The organism is Streptomyces noursei (assembly GCF_001646665.1).
GTDB classification, from domain to species: Bacteria; Actinomycetota; Actinomycetes; order Streptomycetales; family Streptomycetaceae; genus Streptomyces; species Streptomyces lavendulocolor.
Window position 1 is genome coordinate 146,291 of sequence record NZ_LWBU01000373.1, and the last position, 22,145, is coordinate 168,435.

At 73.9% G+C, this 22,145-nt stretch carries 17 protein-coding genes; 14 read left to right on the top strand and 3 right to left on the bottom strand.

What is annotated here, in order from left to right:
• Positions 1 to 96: 96 nt before the first annotated feature.
• Both A4V12_RS28790 and A4V12_RS28795 read right to left on the bottom strand, forming a co-directional pair.
• Positions 97 to 1,920: an AMP-dependent synthetase/ligase gene (locus A4V12_RS28790; protein WP_234372364.1), complete on the bottom strand. Its 1,824-nt coding sequence runs from the start codon at positions 1,918 to 1,920 to the stop codon at positions 97 to 99.
• Between the two features lie 272 nt (positions 1,921 to 2,192).
• Entirely contained in the window at positions 2,193 to 2,810 is a 618-nt protein-coding gene (locus A4V12_RS28795; RefSeq protein ID WP_064072364.1) for a dihydrofolate reductase family protein, read from the bottom strand.
• Positions 2,811 to 3,100: 290 nt separating this feature from the next.
• Between A4V12_RS28795 and A4V12_RS28800 the strand changes: the two genes are divergently transcribed.
• Positions 3,101 to 3,472: a hypothetical protein gene (locus A4V12_RS28800; protein ID WP_064072480.1), complete on the top strand. Its 372-nt coding sequence runs from the start codon at positions 3,101 to 3,103 to the stop codon at positions 3,470 to 3,472.
• A 71-nt stretch (positions 3,473 to 3,543) separates the two neighbouring features.
• Here the strand turns inward: A4V12_RS28800 and fdhD are convergent, their stop codons facing one another.
• Positions 3,544 to 4,389, bottom strand: coding sequence for a formate dehydrogenase accessory sulfurtransferase FdhD (gene fdhD / locus A4V12_RS28805; protein ID WP_064072365.1), 846 nt, complete (start codon positions 4,387 to 4,389; stop codon positions 3,544 to 3,546).
• 436 nt (positions 4,390 to 4,825) lie between these two features.
• On the opposite strand from fdhD, the gene A4V12_RS28810 reads away from it, so the two are divergent.
• From A4V12_RS28810 to A4V12_RS28870, 13 genes are all read left to right on the top strand, one after another.
• Positions 4,826 to 5,767, top strand: coding sequence for a beta-ketoacyl-ACP synthase III (locus A4V12_RS28810; RefSeq protein WP_064072366.1), 942 nt, complete (start codon positions 4,826 to 4,828; stop codon positions 5,765 to 5,767).
• Positions 5,768 to 5,957: 190 nt separating this feature from the next.
• Complete coding sequence (locus tag A4V12_RS28815) at positions 5,958 to 7,139, top strand: ROK family transcriptional regulator (protein ID WP_064072367.1); 1,182 nt, start codon at positions 5,958 to 5,960, stop codon at positions 7,137 to 7,139.
• 212 nt (positions 7,140 to 7,351) lie between these two features.
• On the top strand, positions 7,352 to 8,878 hold the full coding sequence (locus A4V12_RS28820; RefSeq protein ID WP_064072368.1) for a sugar ABC transporter ATP-binding protein: 1,527 nt from the start codon (positions 7,352 to 7,354) through the stop codon (positions 8,876 to 8,878).
• Complete coding sequence (locus tag A4V12_RS28825; protein ID WP_064072369.1) at positions 8,875 to 9,891, top strand: ABC transporter permease; 1,017 nt, start codon at positions 8,875 to 8,877, stop codon at positions 9,889 to 9,891. Before A4V12_RS28820 ends, A4V12_RS28825 begins: the two co-directional genes overlap by 4 nt.
• Before the next feature lie 76 nt (positions 9,892 to 9,967).
• Positions 9,968 to 11,005, top strand: a complete 1,038-nt coding sequence (locus A4V12_RS28830) for a substrate-binding domain-containing protein (RefSeq protein WP_064072370.1) — start codon at positions 9,968 to 9,970, stop codon at positions 11,003 to 11,005.
• Positions 11,006 to 11,051: 46 nt separating this feature from the next.
• Positions 11,052 to 12,257, top strand: a complete 1,206-nt coding sequence (locus A4V12_RS28835) for a Gfo/Idh/MocA family protein (protein WP_064072371.1) — start codon at positions 11,052 to 11,054, stop codon at positions 12,255 to 12,257.
• Positions 12,258 to 12,267: 10 nt separating this feature from the next.
• A complete protein-coding gene (locus A4V12_RS28840; RefSeq protein WP_064072372.1) occupies positions 12,268 to 13,272 on the top strand; it encodes a sugar phosphate isomerase/epimerase family protein in 1,005 nt (334 codons plus the stop codon).
• Between the two features lie 438 nt (positions 13,273 to 13,710).
• Positions 13,711 to 17,412 carry a ThuA domain-containing protein gene (locus tag A4V12_RS28845; protein ID WP_064072373.1) on the top strand — a complete coding sequence of 1,234 codons (3,702 nt, stop codon included), beginning with the start codon at positions 13,711 to 13,713 and terminating at the stop codon, positions 17,410 to 17,412.
• Between the two features lie 91 nt (positions 17,413 to 17,503).
• Positions 17,504 to 18,628 carry an inositol-3-phosphate synthase gene (locus A4V12_RS28850; RefSeq protein WP_064072374.1) on the top strand — a complete coding sequence of 375 codons (1,125 nt, stop codon included), beginning with the start codon at positions 17,504 to 17,506 and terminating at the stop codon, positions 18,626 to 18,628.
• Complete coding sequence (locus A4V12_RS28855) at positions 18,625 to 19,707, top strand: SCO3242 family prenyltransferase (protein ID WP_064072375.1); 1,083 nt, start codon at positions 18,625 to 18,627, stop codon at positions 19,705 to 19,707. The genes A4V12_RS28850 and A4V12_RS28855 overlap by 4 nt, the downstream gene beginning before the upstream one ends.
• Positions 19,704 to 20,672 carry a sugar phosphate isomerase/epimerase family protein gene (locus tag A4V12_RS28860; protein WP_079137413.1) on the top strand — a complete coding sequence of 323 codons (969 nt, stop codon included), beginning with the start codon at positions 19,704 to 19,706 and terminating at the stop codon, positions 20,670 to 20,672. The genes A4V12_RS28855 and A4V12_RS28860 overlap by 4 nt, the downstream gene beginning before the upstream one ends.
• Positions 20,669 to 21,289, top strand: coding sequence for an EboA domain-containing protein (locus tag A4V12_RS28865; RefSeq protein ID WP_064072376.1), 621 nt, complete (start codon positions 20,669 to 20,671; stop codon positions 21,287 to 21,289). The genes A4V12_RS28860 and A4V12_RS28865 overlap by 4 nt, the downstream gene beginning before the upstream one ends.
• Positions 21,289 to 22,137 carry a TatD family hydrolase gene (locus tag A4V12_RS28870; protein ID WP_064072377.1) on the top strand — a complete coding sequence of 283 codons (849 nt, stop codon included), beginning with the start codon at positions 21,289 to 21,291 and terminating at the stop codon, positions 22,135 to 22,137. Before A4V12_RS28865 ends, A4V12_RS28870 begins: the two co-directional genes overlap by 1 nt.
• The last annotated feature ends 8 nt before the right edge of the window (positions 22,138 to 22,145 follow it).

Sequence of the window (22,145 nt, forward strand, 5' to 3'; positions counted from 1 at the left end):
TTACGTCGTCGTCTGTTACTCCCAGGTGCAACGATCACCTTTCTCCACCTGTTCCCGGAAGACCTGTTTCCGGAAACCGGGCACCGCGCCCCCGGGTCAGCGGTACAGCGCCTCGACCTCCGCCGCGTACGCGACCTCGATCGCCCTCCGCTTCAGCTTCAGCGACGGTGTCAGCAGCCCGTGCTCCTCCGTGAAGGGGTGCGCGAGGATACGGAACGTTCGGATCGACTCGGCCTGCGACACCAGGGTGTTCGCCGCCACCACGGCCCGCCGTATCTCCGCCTCCAGCGCCGGGTCGCGCACCAGCTCGGCGGGCGGCAGGGGCGGCCGGTTCTGCATGGCCAGCCAGTGGTCGACCGCCTCCTGGTCGAGGGTCACCAGGGCCGCGATGTACGGGCGGTCGTTGCCCACCACGATGCACTGCGCCACCAGCGGGTGGGACCGCACCCGCTCCTCCAGGCCGGACGGCGGCACGCTCTTGCCGCCCGAGGTCACCAGCATCTCCTTCTTGCGGCCGGTGATGATCAGGTAGCCGTCCGCGTCGAGCGCGCCCAGGTCGCCGGTGGCCAGCCAGCCGTCGCGGAGCACGGCGGCGGTCGCCTCCGGGTTGCCCAGGTATCCGGAGAACAGGTGCGGGCCGCGCAGCCACACCTCGCCGTCCTCGGCGATGTGCACCGTGGTCCCGGGAATGGGCGGGCCCACCGTGCCGTACTTGGTCCGCTCCGGGGGGTTGGCGGTGGCCGCGGACGCCGACTCGGTCAGTCCGTAGCCCTCGTACACGGTGACTCCCGCGCCCTCGAAGAACAGCCCGAGGCGCCGGGCCATCGCGGACCCGCCCGACATCGCGTGCCGCACGCGGCCGCCCAGGGCGTCACGCACCTTCCCGTACACGACCTTGTCGAAGAACTGGTGCTGCACCCGCAGCGCCGCCGACGGGCCGGGGCCCTGGCCGAATGCCTTCGCCTCCAGCGCCTCCGCGTACCGCACCGCCACGTCGACGGCCTTGTCGAAGGGGCCCGCCTTCCCCTCCGCCTCCGCCCGGCGCCGTGCCGCCTGGAAGACCTTCTCGAAGATGTACGGGACCGCCAGCACGAACGTCGGCCGGAACGCCGCGAGGTCGGCCAGCAGCGGGCCCGCCGCCAGCTGCGGCTGGTGCCCCAGCTTGACCCGCTTGCGGATCGCCGCGACCTCCACCATCCGCCCGAAGACGTGGGCCAGCGGCAGGAACAGCAGCGTCGACGCCTCGTCGCCGGGCTTGGAGCGGAACACCCGCTCCCAGCGGCCGACCAGCGTCTCCGCCTCGAACATGAAGTTGGCGTGCGTCAGCACGCACCCCTTGGGGCGGCCCGTCGTCCCGGAGGTGTAGATCACCGTGGCGACCGACTCGGGCGTGACCGCCCGCCGGTGCCGCTGCACCACCTCCTCGTCGATCCGCTCCCCGGCCGCCACCAGCTCACCGACCGCCCCGGCGTCCAGCTGCCACAGCCGCTGCAGCCGGGGGAGCCGGTCGACCACCGAGCCGATGGTCATGGCGTGGTCCTCGTGCTCGACCACGCACGCGGTCACCTCGGCGTCGTGCAGCATCCAGTGGACCTGGTCGGCGGAGGACGTGGGATAGACCGGCACGGACTGCGCGCCGACCGTCCAGAGGGCGAAGTCGAACAGCGTCCACTCGTAGCGCGTGCGCGCCATGATGGCGACCCGGTCCCCGAACCGCACCCCGTCCGCGAGCAGCCCCTTGGCGAGCGCCAGCACCTCGTCGCGGAACTCCGCCGCCGTCACGTCGGTCCACCGGCCGTCCGCGTCCTTGCGCCCCAGCGCGACCCGGTCCGGATCCTCCAGGGCGTGCTCGAACACGGAATCGGCAAGTCCGCCGACCAGGGGAGCCGTCACCACGGGTGGGACAGTGAACTCGCGCAATGGCCTGCTCCTTGGGGGGTGCTCCGCACGGCGGAGGGTGACGGTACCCCAGTCCGCACCCGCGCGGGAGGGCCTTCGTCAACCCCGTGCGTACGGCATCACCACTGGTCAGACGCCAAATGCCCGGCCACGGTGGCAGGCGTCCGCGCACTACTGACTGCCGGGTAAGTAGTGCCGGCCGGAATCTCCACGGAATCTGTACGCCCCGCTCACGCGCCGTTGTCGCCACGGCTCCCGGGGCGGCCCCGTGGGCGTGGGCCGAGCCCGTCGGATCACCGGCGGACGTCGTACGTCAGGTGCGTCGCCGTCGACGTCGCCAGCACCTCGCGCTGCACCAGCGTGCGCGGTGCTCCGCCGGTGAACAGCGGCGTCCCGGCGCCCAGCACGACGGGAGCGAGGTGCAACGACAGCCCGTCGACCAACCCGGCCTCCAGCGCCGAACGGATCGTGGCGCCGCCGCCCATGAGGACGACGTCGAGATCCCGCCCGGCGGCCGCCGACGCCGCCTCGGCCCGCTCGCGGGCGACGGCCACGGCGTCGGCGAGGCCGGTGGTGACGAACGTCCAGTCGAGGTCGGCCGTCCGCACCGTCTTCGGCGGTGCGCCGGTCACGACGACGAAAGCGGGTCTGCCGACCTCGCCGGCGCCGTAGCCGGTCGTGCCGTCCCAGCCGTTCGGCCCGTCGACCACGTCGAACAGGCGGCGGCCGAGGACGACGGCGCCCGACCGGGCGGTCCCCTCGCGCAGGACGCGCCGGTCGTCGGGGTCGTCGGAGAACGCCCAGGTGTGCAGGGCCTCGCCGCCGATGCCCAGACCGCTGTCCGGGCCGGGACCGGGCCCGGTGACGAAGCCGTCGAGAGAGACCGAGATGTCAGCGATGATCCGAGTCACACCAGGGCAGACCGGAGCGGCCCCCCGAACTCATCGGCCGCGTACGCGGCGGCCCGGAACACCGTGCGCCGGCAGGCGTGCCGTACGCCTCGCGGTGGCCCGAGGGCCTGTCGGACCGGTGGCGGCGCAGGGGCCCGGACGCTCCTGGGGCGGCAGCACCCGACGGCCGGGGCGCCGGTGGCCGCCGCACGCTCGCGCACCCCGCCGCCCGGTGATGATCACCCGGCTCGGTACCGTGTGGGCATGCCCGCACTCGACGCCCCGGACGCCGCCCGGTGAACCGCACCTGGATGCGCCCCGGCGCCGCCCGCCCCTGCTCCCTGGTGGTCTGCCGCGGCTGCTGCTGCGGCGACGCCCGCAAGCACCCCGGTACCGACCACGCCGGCCAGCTGGCCCGGTTGCAGGAGGCGGCCGCGTCCTCCGGCGGCCGGCTCGCCGTCCGGACCAGCGACTGCCTGGGGCCCTGCGGCCAGGCGAACGTGGTGGTCGTGCAGCCGTCGACAGACGCCCGGCGGCGCGGCGCCCGTGCCGCGTGGATCGGCTGGGCGCTCGACGACGACTGCCTCGACGACATCCTGGCGTGGGTGGAGGCCGGCGGGCCGGGCGTCGCGGAACCCCCGGCCACGCTGGCGCTCCAGATGATCGACGCGCCGAGGAAGTAGGGGGACGGCGGGGCGCCTCCTCGCGCCCGCCGAGCCTGCGCCCGCCGAGCCTGCGCCCGCCGGCCCGGGCGTCAGGCCCGGGGCGCCGCCTTCAGCGCGATACGGTCCTCACCCGCGTACACGTTCATGTTCCGGCCGCGCAGGAAGCCGACCAGGGTGAGACCCGTCTCGGCGGCCAGGTCGACGGCGAGCGACGACGGCGCCGAGACCGCGGCCAGCACCGGGATACCCGCCATCACCGCCTTCTGCGCCAGCTCGAACGACGCCCGCCCCGACACCAGCAGGATCGCCCGGTCCAGCGGCAGCAGGTCCTCCCGCAGCGCGCGGCCCACCAGCTTGTCCACCGCGTTGTGCCGGCCCACGTCCTCCCGCACGTCCAGCAGGTCGCCGTCCTCCGAGAACAGCGCGGCCGCGTGCAGCCCGCCGGTGCGGTCGAAGACCCGCTGCGCCGCCCGCAGCCGGTCGGGCAGGGCGGCGAGGAGCTCCGGCTCGACGCGCAGCGGGGGAGTGTCGGCGATCGGGAACCGCGCGGTGGTGCGGACGGCGTCGAGGCTGGCCTTGCCGCACAGCCCGCACGAGGAGGTGGTGTAGACGTTCCGCTCCAGCGTGATGTCCGGCACGGGCACGCCGGGCGCCAGCTGCACGTCCACCACGTTGTAGGTGTTCGTCCCGTCGTCCTTCGCCCCCGCGCAGTACACGATGTTCCGCACGTCCCGCGCCGAACCGAGGACACCCTCGCTGACCAGGAAGCCGGCCGCCAGGGCGAAGTCGTCGCCCGGCGTGCGCATGGTGATGGCGAGGGGCCTGCCGCCCAGCCGGATCTCCAGCGGCTCCTCGGCGACCAGGGTGTCCGGGCGGGTCGAGACGGCCCCGTCCCGGATGCGGACGACGCGGCGGCGCTCGGTGACCCGTCCCATGGTGATCAGCCCCGGTTCTGAACGTGGTGGCAGCCGAAACGGCCCTTGCTGCGGCGTGCGGTGCGGTGACCTCGACGGTCTCATTGTCCTCCACGGGTGTGGCCGGGCTCCCGCGGGTCCCGGGCCGGCCGGGCGGCACGCCCCCCTTCTTCCGGGAAAGCGGCTGATCGGAGGGGGGATGTTGCGGACTCTCCAACAGGCGGGCGCAAATCCTGTCGGTTCACCTGACCGGTTACTCATCAGTCGCTGAGGAGACTGAGGAACTCCTGTACGCAGCCGACGCGGCCGAACCGATCGAACCAATCGAACCAATCGGACCGGCCGAACCAACCCACCCACCCCACCCAACCGGACCAGCCGGAACCGCAGCACCCCGCACCACCGCGCTCTGCGCCACGTCCCATCAGTCACTTCGCACACCAAGGGGGTCCCGAGCATGACGGGCACTCGTATCGCCGCGCTCGGGCACTACCAGCCCGCGAAGATCCTGACCAACGCCGACCTGGCCGCGCTGGTCGACACCAGCGACGAGTGGATCACCAGCAGGGTCGGGATCAGGACCCGTCACGTGGCGGGCCCCGACGAGCCCGTCGACGAGATGGCCGCCCACGCCGGCGCCAAGGCGCTGGCCGCCGCCGGGCTCACCCCGGCCGACGTCGACCTGGTCCTGGTCGCCACGTCCACGGCGATCGACCGCTCCCCGAACACCGCGGCCCGGGTGGCCGCGCGGCTCGGCATGGGCGCGCCCGCCACCATGGACCTCAACGTCGTGTGCGCCGGGTTCACCCACGCGCTGGCCACCGCCGACCACGCCGTACGGGCGGGGTCGGCGACCCGCGCCCTGGTGATCGGCGCCGACAAGATGACCGGGATCACCGACTGGACGGACCGCACCACCTGCGTCCTCGTCGGCGACGGCGCGGGCGCCGCGGTCGTCGAGGCGGCGCCCGGCGAGGCCGGCATCGGCCCCGTGCTGTGGGGCTCGGTCCCCGAGATGGGCCACGCCGTCCGCATCGAGGGCACCCCGCCGCGGTTCGCCCAGGAGGGCCAGACGGTCTACCGCTGGGCCACCACGCAGCTGCCGCCCATCGCCCGCAAGGTCTGCGAGCGGGCGGGCGTCGCGCCCGAGGACCTGGCGGCGGTGGTGCTGCACCAGGCGAACCTGCGCATCATCGAGCCCGTCGCCCGGCGGATCGGCGCGGTGAACGCGGTGATCGCCCGCGACGTCACCGAGTCCGGCAACACCTCGGCCGCCTCCATCCCGATGGCGCTCAGCAAGCTGGTCGAGCGCGGCGAGGTCACGTCCGGGGCGCCCGCGCTGCTGTTCGGCTTCGGCGGGAACCTCTCGTACGCCGGTCAGGTCGTCCGCGTCCCCTGACCCCGGCCCTCTGCGTGGCGGCGGCCGCGGCGGCCGTAGGGCACCCCGCACCGCCTTTGTCCTGGCTGTGGAGAAAGTTGGCGTGGATTGCCGCGCAACTTCTTCCCCCCTCGGCAAAGCGCTGCTACGTTCCCCCTCGAAAGCAGCACACCGAGGCCGACACGACGGCGGGGAGGGGCGCGTGAGACGTATGACGGCTCGACCCGCCAACGCGCACCAGGCCCGGCTGCTGCGGCTGTTGCGCGACGGCGGGCCCAACTCCCGGGCGCAGCTCGGCGATCAGGTGGACCTGTCCCGGTCCAAGCTGGCCGTCGAGGTGGACCGGCTCCTGGAGACCGGGCTCGTGGTGGCCGACGGCCTCGCCGCGTCGCGCGGCGGACGGCGGTCGCACAACATCCGCCTGGCGCCCGGCCTCCGCTTCCTGGGCGTGGACATCGGCGCCACCTCCATCGACGTCGCCGTCACCAACGCCGAACTGGAAGTGCTGGGGCACCTCAACCAGCCGATGGACGTCCGCGAGGGCCCCGTCGCCGTGTTCGAGCAGGTGCTCGCCATGGCGGCCAAACTCAAGGCGTCCGGCCTCGCCGAGGGCTTCGACGGCGCGGGGATCGGCGTGCCCGGCCCGGTCCGCTTCCCCGAGGGCGTACCGGTCGCCCCGCCGATCATGCCCGGCTGGGACGGGTTCCCCGTCCGCGAGGCGCTCAGCCAGGAGCTGGGCTGCCCGGTCATGGTCGACAACGACGTGAACCTGATGGCGATGGGGGAGCAGCACGCGGGCGTCGCCCGCTCCGCTCGCGACTACCTCTGCGTCAAGATCGGTACCGGCATCGGCTGCGGGATCGTCGTCGGGGGCGAGGTCTACCGCGGTACGACGGGCAGCGCCGGCGACATCGGCCACATCCAGGTCGTGCCCGAGGGCCGTCCCTGCGCCTGCGGCAACAGGGGCTGCCTGGAAGCCCACTTCAGCGGTGCGGCGCTCGCGCGTGACGCCGAGGACGCGGCGCGCGCCGGCCGGTCCGACGAACTGGCCAGGCGTCTGGAGGCGGCCGGGCGGCTCACCGCCGTGGACGTCGCCGCCGGGGCCGCCGCCGGGGACGCCACCTCGCTGTCCCTGATCCGCGAGGGGGGCAACCACGTCGGCCAGGTCATCGCCGGGCTCGTCAGCTTCTTCAACCCCGGCCTGGTGGTGATCGGCGGCGGGGTGACCGGCCTCGGGCACAACCTGCTCGCCGCCGTCCGCACCCAGGTCTACCGCACGTCCCTGCCCCTGGCCACCGGGAACCTGCCCATCGTCCTGGGGGAGTTGGGCGCCGCCGCCGGGGTCACCGGTGCCGCCCGGCTCATCAGCGACCACCTGTTCTCACCGGCCTGACCCGTACCCCCGTCCGCAACGGCACCCGCACCCCGAACGGCCCGCGCACCCGTACCCGCACGGTCACGCCGACCCCGTACGGCCACGCACCACCCCGTACGGCCACGCATCACCCCGCACCACCCCGTACGCACCGCACCGCCCACCCGCACGCCTGGTCACTCGCCCTGCCCGCTCACCGGCACCGCACCCGCCCGCCGAGGGGATTCGTCATGGCAACACCGGAACCACCCCTGCTCACCATGTCCGGCATCACCAAGTCGTTCCCCGGCGTGCGCGCCCTCGACGGCGTCGACCTGGAGGTCCGCCCCGGCGAAGTGCACTGCCTCCTCGGCCAGAACGGCGCCGGGAAGTCCACCCTCATCAAGGTCCTCGCCGGCGCCCACCAACCCGACGGCGGCACCATCACCTGGCGCGGCGAGCGGGTCGCGCTCAAGTCCCCCGTCGCCGCCATGCGCCTGGGCATCGCGACCATCTACCAGGAACTCGACCTGGTGGAGGGCCTGTCCGTCGCCGAGAACGTCTTCCTCGGCCACGAGCCCACCACCGCCGGGTTCGTCGTGCGCTCCGGCAGCGCCCGCGCCACCACCGCCGCCCTGCTGCACCGCCTCGGCCACCCGGAGATCGACCCGGCGCGGGCGGTGGGCGACCTGTCCGCCGCCCAGCGGCAGATCGTCTCCATGGCCCGCGCGCTCTCCCACGACGTACGCCTCATCGTCATGGACGAGCCGTCCGCCGCCCTCGACCCGGACGAGACCGCCAACCTCTTCCGGATCGTCTCGGACCTCACCGCCGACGGCGTCGCCGTCGTCTACATCTCCCACCGCCTGGAGGAGATCCGGCGCATCGGCGACCGCGTGACCGTGCTCAAGGACGGGCGGGCCGTCGCCGGCGGGCTGTCCGCCGACGGCACCCCCACACGCGACATCGTTGCCATGATGACCGGCCGGAACGTCGCGTACGTCTTCCCCGACCGCCCCCCGGCCCCGCCGCCCCGCACCCGGACGCCCGTCCTGAGGGCCGAAGGGCTGGCCCGGGAGGGGGAGTTCGCCCCGGTCGACCTGGAGGTGTGGCCGGGCGAGATCGTCGGCCTCGCCGGGCTCGTCGGCTCCGGACGCTCCGAGATCCTGGAGACCGTCTACGGCGCCCGCCGCCCCACCGCCGGCCGTGTCCTCGTCGACGGCCGCCCGCTGCGACCGGGCAGCGTCCGCGCCGCCGTCCGCGCCGGCCTGGGGCTCGCCCCCGAGGAACGCAAGGCGCAGGGCCTGCTGATGCTCGAATCCGTGACGCGCAACGTCTCCGTGTCGTCCCTGTCCCGCTTCTCCCGCGGCGGCTGGATCGACCGGGCCGCGGAACGCGCCGCCGCCCGGACCGCCACCCGGGAGCTGTCGCTGCGCCCCGACAACCCCGACGCCCGGATCCGCACCCTCTCCGGCGGCAACCAGCAGAAGGCGGTCCTCGCCCGCTGGCTGCTGCGCGGCTGCCGCGTCCTCCTCCTCGACGAACCGACCCGCGGCGTGGACGTCGGTGCCCGCGCCGAGCTGTACGCCGTGATCCGCCGCCTCGCCGACGACGGGCTCGCCGTCCTGCTGGTCTCCAGCGAGGTGCCCGAAGTGCTGGGCCTCGCCGACCGGGTGCTGGTGCTCCGGGAGGGCCGGGTGGTGCACACGGCGCCCGCCCGGGAGCTCGACGAACACCGCGTACTCGACCTTGTGATGGAAGGGAGCCCGACGTCATGACGCAGCCCGCTCCGGTCACGACCGCCGAACCACCCGTCGGCAAAGCCGGTGGCCGGCCGCCCCTGGGGCTGCGGGCCGACGTCCGCAACCTCTCCCTCCTCGGCGTCCTCGCCGTGCTGACGGCGGTCGGCGGCATCACCAGGCCCGACCAGTTCCTCGACACCTCCAACCTCCAACTGGTGCTCACCCAGGCGTCCGTGATCGGCGTCGTCACCGTCGGCATGACGTTCGTCATCACCAGCGGGGGCATCGACCTGTCGGTCGGCGCGATCGTCGCCCTCGCGTCCGTCTGGGCGACCACCGTCGCCACCCAGGAGTACGGCTTCGCCGGGATCCTCTTCACCGCCGTGGTGGTGGGGCTGGGCTGCGGCCTGGTGAACGGCGTCCTCATCGCGTACGGGGGGATGGTGCCCTTCATCGCGACGCTGGCCATGCTCGCCTCGGCGCGCGGCCTCGCCCTGCAGATCACCGACGGCCGCACCCAGATCGTCACCGTCCAGTCCGTCCTGGACCTCGGCGTCCCGGACGCGTACGTGCTCGGCGTCCCGCCGCTCGTCCTGGTCTTCGCCGCCGTCACCGCCGCCGGCTGGCTGGTGCTGAACCGCACCACCTTCGGCCGGCGCACCGTCGCCGTCGGCGGCAACGCGGAGGCGGCGCGGCTCGCCGGGATCGACGTGCGCCGCCAGCGCCTCTACCTCTACCTGCTGTCGGGCCTGTGCTGCGGCATCGCGGCCTTCCTGCTGATCGTGCTCGCCGGGTCGGGCCAGAACACCAACGGCAACCTGTACGAGCTCGACGCGATCGCCGCCGCGATCATCGGAGGCACCCTCCTCAGCGGCGGCCGCGGCACCATCGTCGGCTCGGTGCTCGGTGTCCTCGTCTTCACCACCATCACCAACATCTTCGCCCTGAACAACCTCCAGAGCGACGTCCAGCAGATCGCCAAGGGCGCGATCATCGTCGCCGCCGTCCTGGTCCAGCGCCGCACCGCCCGCGGCTCCGGCGAGGTCTGACACCCCGCGCCCCACTGCCCCACTGCCCCCCTGCCCGCACCGCCGCACCGCCGCACACCGGAAGGGTTGATCCGTCATGCCGCAAACCAGCCGCAGAGGACTGCTGTTCGGCACCGCCGCCGTCTCCGCCGGCGCCCTGCTGACCGCCTGCACCAGCAACGAGCCCAAGAACTCCGCCCCCGCCGCCGACAACGCCCCCGCCGCCGACGACAAGCCCGGCACGCCCGTCACCATCGGGTTCGCCGGTCCGCAGGCCGACCACGGCTGGCTCAACGCGATCAACCAGAACGCCAAGCGGCGGGCGGAGAAGTACTCCGAGGTCACCCTGGAGATCACCGAGGGGTCGAACGACACCGCCGCGCAGATCGGCCAGATCCAGACCCTGATCAACAAGAAGGTCGACGTCCTGGTGATCCTGCCGGCCGACGGCAAGGCCCTCACCCAGGTCGGCCTCCAGGCGATGAAGGCCGGCATCCCCGTCATCAACCTCGACCGGGTCTTCGCCTCCCCGCAGGCGTACCGCTGCTGGATCGGCGGCGACAACTACGGCATGGGACTCAACGCCGGCCGGTACATCGGCGAACAGCTCAAGGACAAGCCGGACGCCAAGGTCGTGGAGCTGGCCGGGCTCGACAACCTGGAGCTGACCAAGCAGCGCACCCAGGGCTTCGACGACGCCCTGAAGAACTACCCCAACATCAGGAAGGTGGCACGGCAGGCGGCCGAGTTCACCGTCGAGTCCGGGCAGGCCAAGATGGCCCAGCTCCTCCAGGCCCAGCAGCAGTTCGACGCCCTGTGGAACCACGACGACGACCAGGGCGTGGGCGCCCTGCGCGCCATCCAGCAGGCGGGCCGCGACGACTTCCTGATGGTCGGCGGGGCGGGCGCCAAGTCGGCGATGGACGCCATCAAGGCCGGTGACAGCGTGCTCAGGGCGACCGTCCTCTACCCGCCGACCATGGCCGCATCCGCCATCGACCTGGCCCGCGCGCTGGGCCAGAAGAAGGGCGTCGGCGGCATGTCGGAGCTGGAGATCCCCGCCTCGATCACCCTGTACTCGGCCGTGGTGACCAAGGACAACGTCGACGAGTACCTGCCGACGGGCTTCAGCTGATCCGCTGCGCCCGCCCCGCACCGAGCAACCGACGAGGAGGAACCGTATGGCCGGGAAGGTACGGACCGACGGCCGCGCCGCAGGGCGGACCCTGGGGATCGGCATGGTCGGGTACGCGTTCATGGGCGCCGCCCACTCCCAGGGGTGGCGCACCGTGGGCCGGGTCTTCGACCTGCCGCTGCGGCCGGTGCTCGCCGCCGTCTGCGGACGCGACGCCACCGCCGTGCGGGCCGCGGCGGACAGACACGGGTGGGCGGCCACCGAGACCGACTGGCGGGACCTCGTCGCACGCGACGACGTCGACGTGGTGGACGTCTGCACCCCGGGCGACAGCCACGCCGAGATCGCCGTCGCCGCGCTGGAGGCGGGCAAGCACGTGCTGTGCGAGAAGCCCCTGGCCAACACCGTCGCCGAGGCGGAGGCCATGGCCGCGGCCGCCGCGCGGGCCCGAGACCGGGGGCAGGCCGCCATGGTCGGCTTCAACTACCGGCGGGTGCCCGCCATGGCGTACGCGCGGGAGCTGGTCGCCGACGGGCGGCTGGGCGCCCTGCGCCACGTACGGCTGACCTACCTCCAGGACTGGCTGGTCGACCCGGACTTCCCGCTCACCTGGCGGCTGGAGCGCGAGCACGCCGGGTCCGGGGCCCTCGGCGACCTGGGCGCGCACATCGTGGACCTGGCGCAGTACCTGGCGGGGGAGCCGATCGTGGGGGTGTCGGCGCTGACCGAGACCTTCGTGCGCGAGCGCCCGCTGCCCGCCGGCGCGCCGGCCGGTCTCTCGGCGTCGGGGGGCGCCGGGCGCGGGACGGTGACGGTGGACGACGCGGCGCTGTTCACCGGCCGGCTGGCGTCGGGGGCGCTCGTGTCGTTCGAGGCCACCCGGATGGCGGCAGGCCGCAAGAACGCGCTGCGGCTGGAGATCAACGGCGCACGGGGCTCGCTCGCCTTCGACCTGGAACGGCTCAACGAGCTGTCGTTCTACGACGGGGGTGAGCCCGCGCGGTCGGCCGGTTTCCGGCGCATCCTCGTCACCGAGCCGGACCACCCCTACCTGGAGGCGTGGTGGCCGCCGGGGCACGCCCTCGGCTACGAGCACACCTTCGCCCACCAGGCGCGCGACCTGGTCCACGCCATCGCCTCGGGCGCCGAGCCGGTGCCGTCCTTCGCGGACGGGCTGCGGGTGCAGCGGGTGCTCGCCGCCGTGGAGGAGAGCGCCGAGAAGAACGCCGTCTACACCCCCGTACCGCTGTAGGAGGTCCGCCGTGCCCCGTCCCTTCACCCTCTTCACCGGCCAGTGGGCCGACCTGCCGCTGGAGGAGGTCTGCCGCCTGGCCCGCGACTTCGGCTACGACGGTCTCGAACTCGCCTGCTGGGGCGACCACTTCGAGGTCGACAAGGCGCTGGCCGACCCCGCCTACCTGCACGGGCGGCGGGCGCTGCTCGACAAGTACGGCCTGGAGTGCTGGGCGGTCTCCAACCACCTGGTCGGCCAGGCCGTCTGCGACGATCCCATCGACGAGCGCCACCGGGCGATCGTGCCGGGCCGGATCTGGGGCGACGGCGACCCCGAGGGCGTACGGCGGCGGGCGGCGCGGGAACTGGCGGACACCGCGCGGGCGGCGGCCGCCTTCGGCGTACGCACGGTCGTCGGGTTCACCGGGTCGTCCATCTGGCACCTGGTGGCGATGTTCCCGCCGGTGCCGGAGCGGATGGTCGAGCGCGGGTACGAGGACTTCGCCGAGCGCTGGAACCCGATCCTGGACGTGTTCGACGCCGAAGGGGTGCGGTTCGCCCACGAGGTCCACCCCAGCGAGATCGCCTACGACTACTGGACCACACAGCGGGCCCTGGAGGCGGTGGACCGGCGCCCGGCCTTCGGGCTCAACTTCGACCCGAGTCACTTCGTGTGGCAGGACCTGGACCCGGTGGGTTTCCTGTACGACTTCCGGGACCGGATCTACCACGTCGACTGCAAGGAGGCGCGTCGGCGGCTCGACGGGCGCAACGGCCGGCTCGGCTCCCACCTGCCGTGGGGCGACCCGCGGCGCGGCTGGGACTTCGTGTCGGCCGGGCACGGTGACGTGCCGTGGGAGGACGTCTTCCGGATGCTGCGCTCGATCAGGTACGACGGGCCGGTGTCCGTGGAGTGGGAGGACGCGGGCATGGACCGGCTGACGGGCGCCCCGGAAGCGCTTGCCACGCTGAAGCGGTACGACTTCGACCCGCCCGCGGCCTCCTTCGACGCCGCGTTCGGCGGCTCGGGCTGAGCGAGAAGAACCAGGTGGGAGGGGTGGGGAAGGCCCGGTGGCGGTCCGTGCCACCGGGCGGTCCGGGCTGCCCGGTGACGCCTTTGTCCACCGGTGGGAGAAGGTGTCACCGACCTTGCGCACAAGGGCTTTCGGTGCGCGGACAACCCGGCTAACGTCCCTCCCGTGCCGCCCTGAGGTGTACAGGACACCCCTGGCGGGTCCGGCCGTGATCCCCGCCGGCGACCGGTCGTGACGGCGCACGACGGACCCCGGACGACCCGGCGCGGCACCCCGGCACGTAACCGCCCCGAGCCGGAAGCACCACCCGGAGCAAGGACCATCCCGAGCCGGAAGCACCACCCGGAGCAAGGACCACGACCCGGAGCCAGGACCACCACCCGGGAGCCGCCCGGCCGGGGCACCAGCCCGCACCCCGGCCCTTTCCGGAGGACATTCGTGCACAGAAAACGGCCAGGAGCGCGCAGAGCGCTCGCTCTCCTCACCGGCGGCCTGATCGCCGTGACGTCGTTCGCCCTCGGCACGCCGCCCGTCCTGGCGGCCGACACCCCCGCCCCCGCGGCGGCCGAGGAGCAGTTCCAGCAGGTCACCCTCGCCAAGGGCGGCGAGGAGGTCGGCGAACCCATGTCGCTGGCCGTGATGCCCGACCGCAGCGTGCTGCACACCTCGCGCAACGGCGAACTGCGGCGCACCGACGCCGCCGGCAACACCGAGGTCATCGGCACCGTCCCGGTCTACTCCCACGACGAGGAGGGGCTCCAGGGCGTCGCCCTCGACCCCGGCTTCGCCCGGAACCGCGCCATTTTCCTGTACTACGCGCCCCCGCTCGACACCCCGGCCGGTGACGCCCCCAACGACGGCGCGGCCGCGGACTTCGCCCCGTACGACGGCGTCAACCGGCTCTCCCGCTTCACGCTGAAGCCGGACGGCACCCTCGACAACACCAGTGAGAAGAAGGTTCTCGACATCCCCGCGACGCGCGGCATCTGCTGCCACGTCGGCGGCGACATCGACTTCGACGCGCAGGGCAACCTCTATCTGTCGACGGGCGACGACTCCAACCCGTTCGCCTCCGACGGCTTCACCCCCATCGACGAGCGGCCCACCCGCAACCCGGCCTTCGACGCCCGCCGCACCTCGGGCAACACCAACGACCTGCGCGGGAAGATCCTCCGCATCAAGGTCGCCGACGACGGCTCGTACACCGTCCCGGACGGCAACCTCTTCGCCCCCGGCACGGCCAGGACCCGGCCCGAGATCTACGCGATGGGCTTCCGCAACCCGTTCCGCTTCAGCGTCGACCAGCGGACCGGCGTGCTGTACGTCGGCGACTACGGACCCGACGCGGGCGCCGCCGACCCCGCGCGCGGCCCGGCCGGCCAGGTCGAGTTCGCCCGCGTGACCCGGCCCGGCAACTTCGGCTGGCCCTTCTGCACGGGCGACAACGACCCGTACGTGGACTACGACTTCGCCACCAAGGTGTCCGGAGCCACCTTCGACTGCGCGGCGCCGAAGAACGACTCGCCGCACAACACCGGCCTCGTCGACCTCCCGCCGGCCGAACCCGCGTGGATCCCCTACGACGGCGGGTCGCTGCCCGAGTTCGGCACCGGCTCGGAGTCGCCGATGGGCGGCCCGGTGTACCGGTACGACGCCGCAAACCCCTCGCCGGTGAAGTTCCCGGAGAGCTTCGACGGGGACTTCTTCGCCGGTGAGTTCGGCCGCCGCTGGATCAAGCGCATCGAGCACGGCCCGGACGGGACCGTGCAATCCGTCAGCCCCGTGCCCTGGACCGGGACGCAGGTGATGGACATGGCGTTCGGCCCCGACGGCGCGCTGTACGTCCTCGACTACGGCACCGCCTGGTTCGGCGGCGACGAGAACTCCGGCCTCTACCGGATCGAGAACGCCACCGGAGGCCGCTCGCCGGTCGCCGAGGCGTCGGCGAACAGGACGTCCGGCACGGCACCGCTGCGGGTCGCCTTCTCGTCGGCGGGCACCACGGACGCCGACGGCGACCCGCTGACGTACAGCTGGGACTTCGGCGACGGCACGGGGACATCGACGGCCGCGAACCCGACGTACACCTACCGCAGGAACGGCACCTACACCGCGACCGTCACCGCACGCGACGCCTCGGGCCGCACCGGCTCGGCCAGCGTGCGCGTCGTCGTCGGCAACACGGCCCCCAGGGTGACGCTCGACCTCCCGGCCGACGGCGCGCTGTTCGGCTTCGGCGACGAGATCCCGTTCAAGGTGACCGTCACCGACCCCGAGGACGGCACCGTCGACTGCGCCAAGGTCAAGGTCACGTACATCCTCGGCCACGACAGCCACGGCCACCCCGTCACCTCCGCCAACGGCTGCACCGGCACCATCAGGACATCGGCCGACGGCGGCCACGACCCCAACGCCAACATCTTCGGAGTGTTCGACGCCGAGTACACCGACGGGGGAGGGGGCGGGCAGGCCGCGCTGACCAGCCACGACCAGGCCCAGCTCCAGCCCCGGCACCGGCAGGCCGAGCACTTCTCGGCACAGTCCGGCACCCGCACCCACGACAAGGCCACCGCGCACGGCGGCAGGACCGTCGGCGACATCGAGGACGGCGACTGGATCTCCTTCACGCCCTACAACCTGACCGGGTCCACCAAGCTGACCGCCCGGATCTCCTCGGGCGGAGCGGGCGGCTTCCTGGAGGTACGCACCGGCTCGGCGACCGGCCCGCTGCTGGGCTCCGCCCCCGTCCCCGTGACCGGCGGGTGGGAGACCTTCCAGGACGTGGACGTGCCGCTGAGGGCCGTACCCAAGCGGACCACACAGCTCTTCCTGGTCTTCAAGGGCGGCACGGGAGCCCTGTACGACATCGACGACTTCGAGCTGTCGAACACGCCTCCCGACCGGACCGCCAAACGGGTCCTGGTCTTCTCCAGGACCGCCGGCTTCCGGCACGACTCCATCCCGGCCGGGATCACCGCCCTGAAGGAACTGGGCGCGTCCAGCAACATCACGGTCGACGCCACGGAGACCGCCGCCCAGTTCACCACCAGCAACCTCGCCCGGTACGACGCGGTGGTGTTCCTGTCCACCACCGGTGACGTCCTCGACGACGCGCAGCAGAAGGCGTTCGAGCACTACGTCGCCACCGGCGGCGGATACGTCGGCGTCCACGCCGCCGCCGACACCGAGTACGACTGGGAGTTCTACGGCGGCCTCGTCGGCGCCCGCTTCGCCTCCCACCCGCACGTCCAGTCCGCGACCATCCGCGCCGAGGACCACCAGCACCCCGCCACGGCACACCTCCCCGCCGCCGGCTGGGAACGCACCGACGAGTGGTACGACTACCGCACCAACCCGCGCGGACAGGCACGGATCCTCGCCACCCTCGACGAGACCACCTACGAGGGCGGCACCATGAAGGGCGACCACCCCATCGCCTGGTGCCGCAGCTACGAGGGCGGGCGCGCCTTCTACACCGGCGGCGGCCACACCGCCGCGTCGTACACCGAACCCGCCTTCCGGCAGCACCTCCTCGGCGGCCTGCGGTACGCCACCGGACAGGTGAAGGCCGACTGCTCCCCGCGGACCGGCCACCGGCCCCTGTTCAACGGACACACCCTGGACGGCTGGAAGCAGGCCGGACCGGGGAGGTTCACCGTCGTGGACGGTGAACTGCGCACCGAGGGCGGCATGGGGATGCTCTGGTACCGGGCGAAGGAACTGTCGTCCTACTCGCTGAAGCTCGACTGGAAGATGACGGGCGACGACAACTCCGGCGTCTTCGTCGGCTTCCCGGCGTCCGACGACCCCTGGTCCGCCGTGAACAAGGGCTACGAGATCCAGATCGACGCCACGGACGCCGCCGACCGCACGACCGGCGCGGTCTACGGCTTCAAGTCGGCGAACCTCAAGGCCCGCGACCGGGTCCTGCGGCCGCCGGGCCAGTGGAACCACTACGAGATCAAGGTCCAGGGCGAGCGGCTCCAGGTGTTCCTCAACGGTGTGAAGATCAACGACTTCACCAACACCGACCCGGCCCGCAGCCTCAGGGACGGCCACATCGGCATCCAGAACCACGGTGCCGACGACCACGTGTCGTTCCGCGACATCCAGCTCGAGGAGCTGCCCCCGTCCCCGTAGGGGGTGGCGCCCGCACAGGCCGGCGGCGGGCGGGGAGGCGCCGTACCCCCCGCCCGCCGTCTTCGACGCACCACACCCAGGGAGGCAGGCCATGCTCGAAGAACGTCGTGCCGGAGACGTCGGCGTCTGGTTCGTCGGCGCCCGAGGCTCCGTCGCCACCACCGCCGTCGCGGGGTGCGCGGCCGTCGCCGCCGGACTGCGGCCCCCGACGGGCATGGTCACCGAGACCCCGCCGTTCGCCGCGTCCGGCCTGCCCGCCCTGACCTCCCTCGTCTTCGGCGGACACGACACGGCGGCGTGCCCCCTGCCCAAGCGGGCGGAGGAACTCACCGCGGCGGGGGTCCTCCCGCACGGCCTCGCCGACGCCGTACGCGGTGAACTCACCGCCGCGGACGCCGAGATCCGCCCCGGCGGCCCCTCGGCCGGAGACACCCGCACCGACGACGCGCTCATCGCGTCCTTCACCTCCGACATCACCGGCTTCACCCGCCGCCACCACCTGTCCCGCACCGTCGTGATCAACGTCGCCTCCACCGAATCCGCCCCCGGCCCGGACGACCCCCGCCCCGCGCCCAGCTCCCTCTACGCGGCCGCCGCGCTGCGCGCCGGCTGCCCCTACGTCAACTTCACCCCCTCCACCGGGCTGCGCACCACCGCCCTCACCGAGGCCTTCGCCGCCCGCGGGCTGCCCCACGCGGGCCGCGACGGCAAGACCGGCCAGACCCTCCTGCGCTCCGTGCTCGCCCCGATGTTCGTGCAGCGCGCCCTGTCCGTACGGGCCTGGTCGGGCACCAACCTCCTGGGCGGCGGCGACGGAGCGGCCCTGGCCGACCCGGCCGCGGCGGCCGCGAAGAACGCGGGCAAGGAACGGGTCCTCACCGACACGCTCGGCCACACCCCGCAGGGCGAGGTCCACATCGACGACGTACCGGCCCTCGGCGACTGGAAGACCGCCTGGGACCACATCGCCTTCGACGGGTTCCTCGGCTCCCGGATGGTCCTCCAGACCATCTGGCAGGGCTGCGACTCGGCCCTGGCCGCGCCTCTCGTCCTGGACCTCGCCCGGCTCGTCGCCCGCGCCCACGAGGCCGGCCTGTCCGGGCCGCTGCCCGGGCTCGGCTTCTACTTCAAGGACCCCGACGGCGGACCGGCGGCCCTCGCCGACCAGTACGCCGCGCTCCTCGCCTTCGCCGCCCGGCTCCGGGACGCCCGGTGACCGGCCCCGGCGGCCGGCCGCGCGGGGCACGCCGACGGGCCTGGGCCGAACTCCTGCGGGTGTCCGCCCTGTTCACGGTCCCCGGCGACGCGCTCGCGGGCGCCTCGGCCGCGGGCCTGCGCCCCAACCGGCGCACCGCGCTCGCCATCGGCTCCTCCCTCTGCCTGTACGAGGCGGGCATGGCCCTCAACGACTGGGCCGACCGCGACGAGGACGCCGTCGACCGCCCGCACCGCCCCATCCCCTCGGGCCGCGTCACCCCCCGCGCCGCCCTGGCCGCGTCGGCGGCCCTGACGGCCACCGGCCTCGCCCTCGCCGCCCGCGCCGGCCGCGGCCCCCTCACGGTCGCGACCGCCCTGGCCGCCACCGTCTGGGCCTACGACCTGCGCCTGAAGCACACCCGCGCCGCCCCCGCCGCCATGGCCACGGCCCGCGCCCTCGACCTCCTCCTCGGCGCGACCGCCACGGCGGCCAACCCCCGCACCCCCGCGCGGCCCCCCGCGGCCGGCGCACCACCCCGCCCCCCGGCCCGCAGGCCCACCACCGCCCGCGGTACGCCCCCTGGGCCGGCCACCACCACCGCCACCACCCGCCACCGGCCGCGCCGGCGCCCCCCGGCCCCGCCACCCGCCGCCCGGCGCGGGACCGCCCACCGCGCCCCGGCGACGGCCGCCCTGCCGTCCGCCGCCCTGCTCGGCGCGCACACCTACGCGGTGACCGCCGTCTCCCGCCACGAGGCCCACGGCGGCTCGACGGCCGCCCCCCTCGGGGCGCTCGCGGCCACCGCCCTCCTCGGCGCCCTGGCGTCCCGCGCCCCGGCCACGGCCGGCACCGGCCACCGCCGCACCGCGACCCTCACCGCGGCCGCCTACTTCCGCACCGCCGCCGTCCCCCTGCTCCACGCGGCACTGAACCCCTCACCACCCCTCACCCGGCGCGCCGTCGGCGGCGGCATCCGCGCCATGATCCCCCTCCAGGCCGCGCTCGCCGCCCGCAGCGGAGCCACGGTCACCGGGCCGGCCCTCATGGGCCTCGCCCCGCTCGCCCGCGCCCTCGCCCGGAAGGTGAGCCCCACATGACCGCCCCCCGTCCCGGCGCCACCCCCGGCCCCGCCCCCCGAACGGCGGCCCCCGAAACCACCACCGTTCCCCGGACCACCCCCGCCGCCCCCGCCCTGCGCTTCGGTTACGGCACCAACGGCCTCACCGACCTCCGCCTGGAGGACGCCCTCGTCCTCCTCGCCGACCTCGGCTACGACGGCGTCGGCCTGACCCTCGACCACATGCACCTCGACCCCCTCGCCCCCGACCTGGCCGCCCGCACCTCCCGGGTCGCCCGCCGCCTCGGCGACCTCGGCCTGGGCGTCACCGTCGAGACCGGCGCCCGCTACGTCCTCGACCCGCGCCGCAAACACGGCCCCTCCCTCCTCGACCCCGACCCCGACGGCCGGGCCGCCCGCACCCGCCTCCTGCGACGCGCCGTCCAGGTCGCCGCGGACCTCGGCGCGCACGCGGTGCACTGCTTCAGCGGCACCACCCCCCACGACACCCCGCCCACCGACACCACCACCGCCTGGAAACGGCTCGGGGAATCACTCGCACCCGTCCTCGACAACGCGGCCGCCGCCGGTGTCCCGCTCGCCGTCGAACCCGAACCCGGCCACCTCCTCGCCACCCTCGCCGACTTCCACCACCTGCGCCGCCACCTCGGCGACCCCGGCCCCGACCTCCTCGGCCTCACCCTCGACATCGGACACTGCCAGTGCCTGGAGCCGGCCGCCCCCGCCGACTGCGTCCGCGACGCGGCGCCCTGGCTCCGCCACGTACAGATCGAGGACATGCGCCGCGGCATCCACGAACACCTGCCGTTCGGCGACGGCGAGATCGACTTCCCGCCCGTCCTGGAGGCCCTGGCCGCCACCGGATACCAGGGCCTGACGGTCGTCGAACTGCCCCGCCACTCCCACGCGGGCCCCGAACTCGCCCGCGCGTCGATCGACTTCCTCCGCCACCCGGCCGGCCCGAAGGGAGCAACGGCACCGTGACAGCCACCCGCGAGGACCCGGACGACCACCTCCACGAAGCGGCCGAAGCCTGGCTGCACGACGCCCTCGCCGAGGCCGCGCAGGCCGCCGCCGCACCGCCCGAGCCGACGAGCCCCTACGTGTCGGCCTCCTGGGAACTGCGGTTCGCCGCCGCCGGCCGCCACTGCGGACCCCGGCACGCGGACTTCGTACGCACCCTCCTCCTCCGCACCGCCCGCGCCGACCCGGACACGCTCACCCGCCTCTACCGGCACGGCACCGCCGCCGAGCGCCGCGCCGTCCTGCTCGCCCTCCCCGCGCTCGTCCCGGGCCCCGAGGCCCTGCCCCTCGTCGAGGACGCCCTGCGCACCCACGACACCCGGCTGCTCGCCGCGGCCGTCGGCCCCTACGCGGCCACCCACCTCCCCCCGCACGCCTGGCGCCACGCCGTCCTCAAGTGCCTCTTCACGGGCGTCCCCGTCGACACCGTCGCCGACCTGCCCCGGCGGGCCCGCCACGACACCGAACTGGCCCGGATGCTCCGCGACCACGCCGACGAACGCACCGCCGCCGGGCGCCCCGTCCCCGCCGACCTCCACCGCGTCCTCGCCCTGACCGTCCCCCCGGAGGAGTCCTGATGCGCATCTTCGACCCGCACATCCACATGACCTCCCGCACCACGGACGACTACCAGGCCATGTACGACGCCGGGGTCCGCGCCCTCGTCGAACCCTCCTTCTGGCTCGGCCAGCCCCGCACCGCGCCCGCCAGCTTCTTCGACTACTTCGACTCCCTCCTCGGCTGGGAACCCTTCCGCGCCGCCCAGTACGGCATCGCCCACCACTGCACGCTGGCCCTCAACCCCAAGGAGGCCAACGACCCCCGCTGCACCCCCGTCCTCGACGCCCTGCCCCGCTACCTCGTCAAGGACTCCGTGGTCGCCGTCGGCGAGATCGGCTACGACTCCATGACCCCCGCGGAGGACACCGCCCTCGCCGCCCAGCTCCAGCTCGCCGTCGACCACGGCCTGCCCGCCCTGGTCCACACCCCCCACCGCGACAAGCTCGCCGGGCTGCGCCGCACCGTCGACGTCGTCCGCGAGTCCCACCTCCCGCCGGAGCGGGTGCTGCTCGACCACCTCAACGAGACCACCGTGAAGGAAGCCGCCGACAGCGGCGCCTGGCTCGGCTTCTCCATCTACCCCGACACCAAGATGGACGAGGACCGCATGGTCGCCGTCCTGCGGAGCCACGGGACGGAACGCGTCCTGGTCAACTCGGCCGCCGACTGGGGGAGGAGCGACCCCCTCAAGACCCGCCGGGTCGGCGACGCCATGCTCGCCGCCGGCTTCACCGACGACGACGTCGACCAGGTCCTGTGGCGCAACCCCGTCGCCTTCTACGGCCTCAGCGGACGGCTCCACCTCGACCTCCCCTCCCCGGCCGCCCTCCACGAGGGCAACTCCGTCCTCCGCGGCGGGGAATGAGGGCCGGC

Bases quoted from the DNA above. Each gene is read 5' to 3' on its own strand.
- A4V12_RS28800 (WP_064072480.1), top strand. From the start codon at position 3,101: ATGCGCCCCGGCGCCGCCCGCCCCTGCTCCCTGGTGGTCTGCCGCGGC.
- fdhD (WP_064072365.1), bottom strand. From the start codon at position 4,389: ATGGGACGGGTCACCGAGCGCCGCCGCGTCGTCCGCATCCGGGACGGG.
- A4V12_RS28810 (WP_064072366.1), top strand. From the start codon at position 4,826: ATGACGGGCACTCGTATCGCCGCGCTCGGGCACTACCAGCCCGCGAAG.
- A4V12_RS28815 (WP_064072367.1), top strand. From the start codon at position 5,958: ATGACGGCTCGACCCGCCAACGCGCACCAGGCCCGGCTGCTGCGGCTG.
- A4V12_RS28820 (WP_064072368.1), top strand. From the start codon at position 7,352: ATGGCAACACCGGAACCACCCCTGCTCACCATGTCCGGCATCACCAAG.
- A4V12_RS28825 (WP_064072369.1), top strand. From the start codon at position 8,875: ATGACGCAGCCCGCTCCGGTCACGACCGCCGAACCACCCGTCGGCAAA.
- A4V12_RS28830 (WP_064072370.1), top strand. From the start codon at position 9,968: ATGCCGCAAACCAGCCGCAGAGGACTGCTGTTCGGCACCGCCGCCGTC.
- A4V12_RS28835 (WP_064072371.1), top strand. From the start codon at position 11,052: ATGGCCGGGAAGGTACGGACCGACGGCCGCGCCGCAGGGCGGACCCTG.
- A4V12_RS28850 (WP_064072374.1), top strand. From the start codon at position 17,504: ATGCTCGAAGAACGTCGTGCCGGAGACGTCGGCGTCTGGTTCGTCGGC.
- A4V12_RS28860 (WP_079137413.1), top strand. From the start codon at position 19,704: ATGACCGCCCCCCGTCCCGGCGCCACCCCCGGCCCCGCCCCCCGAACG.
- A4V12_RS28870 (WP_064072377.1), top strand. From the start codon at position 21,289: ATGCGCATCTTCGACCCGCACATCCACATGACCTCCCGCACCACGGAC.